General features: G+C 66.2%; 8 protein-coding genes and 1 pseudogene. 5 read left to right on the top strand and 4 right to left on the bottom strand.

The genetic code is table 11. The features are described 5' to 3' along the window. Nucleotides 1-187 (top strand): annotated as a pseudogene (locus A5659_RS28615) (hypothetical protein); the annotation flags it as partial. Further along, nucleotides 148-612, top strand: a complete 465-nt coding sequence (locus A5659_RS19005) for a hypothetical protein (RefSeq protein ID WP_231997895.1) — start codon at nt 148-150, stop codon at nt 610-612. The pseudogene A5659_RS28615 and the gene A5659_RS19005, both read left to right, overlap by 40 nt. Nucleotides 613-909: 297 nt before the next feature. Here A5659_RS19005 and A5659_RS19000 read toward each other — a convergent pair whose 3' ends face one another. Beyond that, nucleotides 910-1410: a nitroreductase family deazaflavin-dependent oxidoreductase gene (locus tag A5659_RS19000; RefSeq protein WP_067023000.1), complete on the bottom strand. Its 501-nt coding sequence runs from the start codon at nt 1408-1410 to the stop codon at nt 910-912. An 86-nt stretch (nt 1411-1496) separates the two neighbouring features. On the opposite strand from A5659_RS19000, the gene A5659_RS18995 reads away from it, so the two are divergent. Continuing rightward, nucleotides 1497-2186: a glycoside hydrolase gene (locus A5659_RS18995; RefSeq protein ID WP_067022997.1), complete on the top strand. Its 690-nt coding sequence runs from the start codon at nt 1497-1499 to the stop codon at nt 2184-2186. A gap of 206 nt (nt 2187-2392) precedes the next feature. Next, nucleotides 2393-2680 carry a DUF732 domain-containing protein gene (locus A5659_RS18990; protein ID WP_066873600.1) on the top strand — a complete coding sequence of 96 codons (288 nt, stop codon included), beginning with the start codon at nt 2393-2395 and terminating at the stop codon, nt 2678-2680. A gap of 35 nt (nt 2681-2715) precedes the next feature. On the opposite strand, the gene A5659_RS18985 is transcribed toward A5659_RS18990, so the two are convergent. Together A5659_RS18985 and A5659_RS18980 are read right to left on the bottom strand one after the other, a co-directional pair. Beyond that, entirely contained in the window at nt 2716-3198 is a 483-nt protein-coding gene (locus A5659_RS18985) for a hypothetical protein (protein WP_067022994.1), read from the bottom strand. A gap of 99 nt (nt 3199-3297) precedes the next feature. Then, on the bottom strand, nt 3298-3834 hold the full coding sequence (locus tag A5659_RS18980) for an NUDIX hydrolase (RefSeq protein WP_067022991.1): 537 nt from the start codon (nt 3832-3834) through the stop codon (nt 3298-3300). A gap of 68 nt (nt 3835-3902) precedes the next feature. On the opposite strand from A5659_RS18980, the gene A5659_RS18975 reads away from it, so the two are divergent. Continuing rightward, nucleotides 3903-4274 carry a nuclear transport factor 2 family protein gene (locus A5659_RS18975; RefSeq protein ID WP_066873594.1) on the top strand — a complete coding sequence of 124 codons (372 nt, stop codon included), beginning with the start codon at nt 3903-3905 and terminating at the stop codon, nt 4272-4274. A gap of 25 nt (nt 4275-4299) precedes the next feature. Here A5659_RS18975 and A5659_RS18970 read toward each other — a convergent pair. Then, on the bottom strand, nt 4300-5015 hold a 716-nt coding region (locus A5659_RS18970; RefSeq protein ID WP_067183403.1), incomplete at its 5' end, for a sensor domain-containing protein.

Genomic DNA, 5015 nt, shown 5'->3' with positions numbered 1-5015 from the left:
AGGCATCGGTGCGGTGTTAGGCGCAGGGCTCACTCCTGAAGTCGGCGGAGCAGGGGCGATACCCGGCGCGGTACTGGGATTCGTCGGTGGCTTCGCGCAAGGGCTGATCGAGGCCCCGGTCGAAGCCGCCGCTAAGGGCGCGTGGGAATGCATCGAACAACCGATACCGGGGCTGCCGAAGCCATGATCAACGCAAAGCGGATATTGCTTCTGCTACCGCTGTACCTCGTGTGGGCGATCACCATCGACGTTCTATTCGATTCAGCCAGCCCTCCCGGCAGCAAATCCGTTCCCACATGGATGATCATCGGATTTGTCTTGTGTGCAGTGGCGGTGGCCGTCATCGTTTTCTGGTACCTGCTCAGGCACGCGGGCGGCAAGGTGCCCGAGCAACGCCAACACACCTACACCGCCCTGCTCGTGGCAATCATCGTGTCCGGCTTCATCACCGACGCACTGAAGGGTCTGGCGCGGCTGCTATTGGGTTCGCACCCTTGGTGGATGCTGGTACCGATTTACACCATCGGCTACGCGGCGTGCTGGGCGGTCCTGGTCTTCATGGTGAACTGGCTTGAGGACCGCGCAGATGAGCGCAAGAGTTCGTCCCGTTAAAGACCGGCAGCGACGGCCGTTTGAGGCAGCAAGCAGAAACGGCAGGCGCGACGCGGGCGTAGAGCCGAAACCCCTGCAGCCCCACCTTCTCCACTGGGATGGCCGTGCTGTTCCTGGCCCTGTTCGTGCAAAATGCGTACACCCACGGCACGGCCCCGGGTTTGGTCAGTACCGGAGTCCTCGCGGCGTTGATGGGTTACCGGGCATACCGGGCCTGGTCCAGCAAGCGACGCGACTCGTCGCGATAACGCGCCGGCGAATACACGGTGCCCTACCAGCTGAAACGGTGCGAGTCAGTCAGCTTCGCGTCAGCACGAACGCCTCGATCTGCCGATTTCCGGACCGCACTTCGTACTTCCGCCAGCCCGGATACAGCTCGAGGCCTTTGGCCCAGATCTCGTCGCGCTCGCGTGGCGTTGCCAGGCGCGCGGTGGCCTGCCAGGTGTCGCCGCCGACCGCGACCGTCGCCTGCGGATGGGCCTTCAGATTGTGATACCAGGCCGGATGCCTGGTACCGCCGAAGTTGGACGCAATGAGGGCCAGGCCGTCCGGGTGCGGGATCCCGTACACGGCGACGGTGCGCGACTCACCGGATTTGGCGCCCGTGGTGGTGAGCATGACCGCCGGGATGCCGGTCGCGACCTCGGCGAAGCTCCTCCGGCCACCGGTGGCCTTGGCGACCAGGCGATCGAGGTGGTGCGCCGTCGGGCGAAGAAGCGCCACACCCACCGTCGTGGACGCCAAGCGGCGCATCGTTCGGTGAAAAGCATTCGCGTCATCGAATGATCGCCCGAGCATGGTGTCATTCTGGTGCGCTCGCCCGCGCTGAACAAGCAATGTGAAAACGCGCCCCATGAGTCACAGACGACATTAAGCTGCTGGTCGTGGGCGTGAAGGTGTTCGCCAAGGGTCGGGGGCGCTGGCTGGCGGTCGCGGCGTCGCTCGTCGTCTCCGCGGCGATGATCCACGCGCAGGGAACCAAGACGCGTTGCTGCGTCGAGACGCCCGTGGCGGCGCCGAGCCCCACCAGTGCGCCGGCCCCGGCGCCGCCCGCCAGGGGGCCGCGCCCCGCCAGTCCGGCAGAGATCGAATCGCTGACGGCTCTGGCACCGCCCGCCCCGTCCGCCGGCCAGCAATTCCAGCTCGCCCTGCCGCACAGCGTGGGATCCGAAGAACGGTTGCAGGTCAAGACCATCTGGGCCGCCCGCGTCATCACCGTCCTCTTCCCCCAGATCAAGACCATCTACGGATACCGCGAGGACCCGTTGCCGTGGCATCCCAACGGGCTGGCCATCGACGTGATGATCCCGAACTACCACTCCCCCGAAGGCATCGAGCTCGGCAACCAGATCGCCGGCTACGCCCTGGCGAACGCGAAACGATGGGGCATCAACCACGTGATCTGGCGGCAGAAGATCTACCCGGGCGTCGGCGGCGGCAACTGGATGGCCGACCTGGGATCGGAGACCGCCGACCACTATGACCACGTCCATATCGCGACCGGCGGCGGCGGCTATCCGACCGGGCACGAAACCTATTACATCGCCTCCATGACCTCGGGCCCGACGGACTGATCCGCTCAATCGATACCCGGCGGCGGAGTTGGCCCGTTGCCACGGAAGTCACCCTTGATTGCTGACACAGGACACAGTTGCTCAGTGCCGGTTTGCCAGCTTTTGCTGTTCGTCGCGCAATACCGCACCGCACACCGCATAATGAGGCCGTTATCACCCTCACCGAGGAGAAGGAGCCGAGCGTGAAGGCTGTTTGCGGGTTGCGCATGTTATGTATTCCGGCGGTCGTTGCTGCCGCGTTAACGGTAGGTAGCGGGGTCGCCGCCGCCGACGATGACGGATACCTGGGTCAACTGAAGAAGATCGGCGTGGTGTGGCAGCCGGGCGGCGAAGGCACGCTGATCTCGCTGGGCCACGCCATCTGCTCGGATCGCGCCGCGGGCAAGACCCCGGACGAGCTGGCCACCGACGTTCATTCCGGGTTGAACAGTTCCTTCAACTACGGGGACGCCACGGCCATCGTGAGCGCCGCGGAATCGAACTACTGCCCCTGATCAATCCCTAAGGCATCGTCGCGACGGCGTCTCCGTCATGCCGATCCGGCGGCGAACGCCGCCACCGGCATTTCGACGGACCCACCGCAGGGCCCGCCGCTGATGTCGGTGTGCCACGTGCCACGCAGCGATCCGTCGGCCTGCGGTGCGTAGAAGGCCCACGACCGCGCCGGTGCCCACACCTTCGGAACACCCTCGCCCATATAGCAATCCCATTGGAAGTCAAAGCGCTCGACCCATTTGGCGCCGTCCCACGCGTAGTGCGAAGGCTGGGGCAACGTCGGGTTCTTCGGTGCGGGGCCGTTGGTAGCGGTGGCCACGCACCTGCCCGACGAGCACGCGGTGGTGAAGACGTAGTCGGCGCTGAAGGTCGGCTCGGCTTGTTTCGCCGCGACGCTGGTGCCGGATTTACTGGCCGCGTACCTCACCAACGAGTATCTGCCGTTCCACGAGGGCGACATCGCGTTCGCAGACATGCCGGATGCGCCGACGACCAACGTGGTGACGGCTGTGAGCATCGCACCTACCCGAGACGCCGGCCGCATGCGTCAATGGTGGGCATTCGATGACGCGGCGCGATCTCGGCGCGGACACGATCGCGGTGCTGTCGCGCGGATTCACCGCGCTCGCAACAAGAACAGCCCGTAGGCGGCCACCGACTGCGCGTCGGCGATGACTCCTTCGCGGATCATCCGCTCGACCTCGTCGCGCGAGAACCACGCGCTGCGCATGTCCTGCTCCTCATGTTCGCGCTCGACTTCTCCCTCGGCGATGCCGGTGGCCAGAAACACCCAGCCCCGCTGACTGGTCATTCCCGGTGCGACGTCGAGCTGGCCGAGTGCCTCGAACGACGTTGCGCGCAGGCCGGTTTCCTCCCGCAGCTCGCGCTCGGCGAGATCGGCCGGTTCGGCGTCGGCCAGTTCGGGAGCGGTGCCTTGGGGGAATTCCCAACGCCGCTCGCCGAGGGGATAGCGAAACTGCTCGACCAGCCGGAAGCGATGCCCGTCGTAAGGCAGCACGAGCGCATAGGCCGGCTTGTCGACGACGCTGTAGATGCCCTCGCTGCCGTCCGGGCGCCGGATGTCGTCCTCGCGCAGCACCATCCACGGGTTGCGGTAGATCTCCCGGCTCGCGAGGCATTCGATGAAAGTCACGCCCGCCAGTATTGCCGGGAATACCGCAACTCATACCGCGGCGACGGCGAGGAGTAGCGTCCGAAGTTATGCCGTCGCCAGAAGCCATCACCGAGACCGTCAATCGCTACCTCGCGCTGGTCGCCACGGGCACCGCCGACGACATCGTGGCGCTCTACGCCGACGACGCCACCATCGAGGACCCGATCGGCTCCGACATCCGCCGCGGGCATGATGCCATCCGCGCCTTCTACACGGGGTTTCAGGACGCGAAGAAGGACACCGAACTCGCCGAAATACGGATCGGCGGCAGCGAGGCCGCCTTCTTCTGGCATCTGACGCTCGACGCCGGTGACAGCCGCACCCGGATCTCGCCCATTTCAACGATGTCGTTCGACGGGGACGCCAAGATCACGTCGATGCGGGCGTTCTGGTCACCGGCAGACGTTCGGGTCCTGTAGCCCGCCAATCCTGTTGGCAGCCTGCTCAACTCGGGATACGGCCCAGGATGCCCTGCACGAGGGTGGCGGCGTCGTCGCCGAGATCACGTCCGATGACGTCGACGTCGACCACGACGTTGGCCTTGGCCGCCAGGGCCCGCAACGCGCTGGTGTGCTGGCCGCCGACGTCGGTGGTCCGCCCGTTGTCCTGCACGGTGCCCAGGGTGCTGCGCACCGACGTCACCGGGCCGGTCTGCACCGGCGTCCCGACGCTGTAGATGCCGGAGATGCCGCCGTGCGAGTAGGTCAACTGCCTGCCGGCACAACCGTTGATGTGGTTGATGGCGCCGGCGACGAAACCCTTTGCGGCCGCGGCGTTGTCGAACGTCGCGACGAACTCCGAAACCCCGTGCGGGAAACCGTTGGTGTGCTGCCCCAGGTCGACGCCGTAGATGGCGCGGTAACCGCTGTCGCGATAGGACGCTGTCAAGCCGTTGAACACCGCTTCGGTGCATTCCGGGGGATCGAAGCTGTCGCCGGGCTGCAGTTCGTGCGTTTGCGTCCAGGTCTTGTTGACGTACATGCCGGGCGCCTTGATCAGGCCGGCGACGTCTTCCCCGGTGAGCACCAGCGACTGTAGGCCTTCGGGGGTCACCGACGGTTCCGGCGGCGCGGCGGCGGTGGCGCTCGGCTTCGCCGCGGCTGTGGTGGCGCCGGAGTGCGCCGTCGGCTGGCCGGTCTGCCTGTTGCCCAGCGTCGCCC

It is taken from the genome of Mycobacterium sp. 1165196.3, assembly GCF_001673415.1.
Classification (GTDB): domain Bacteria; phylum Actinomycetota; class Actinomycetes; order Mycobacteriales; family Mycobacteriaceae; genus Mycobacterium; species Mycobacterium europaeum_A.
The sequence above is the reverse complement of the archived record's forward strand: the minus strand, read 5'-3'. Positions and strand labels throughout refer to the sequence as shown.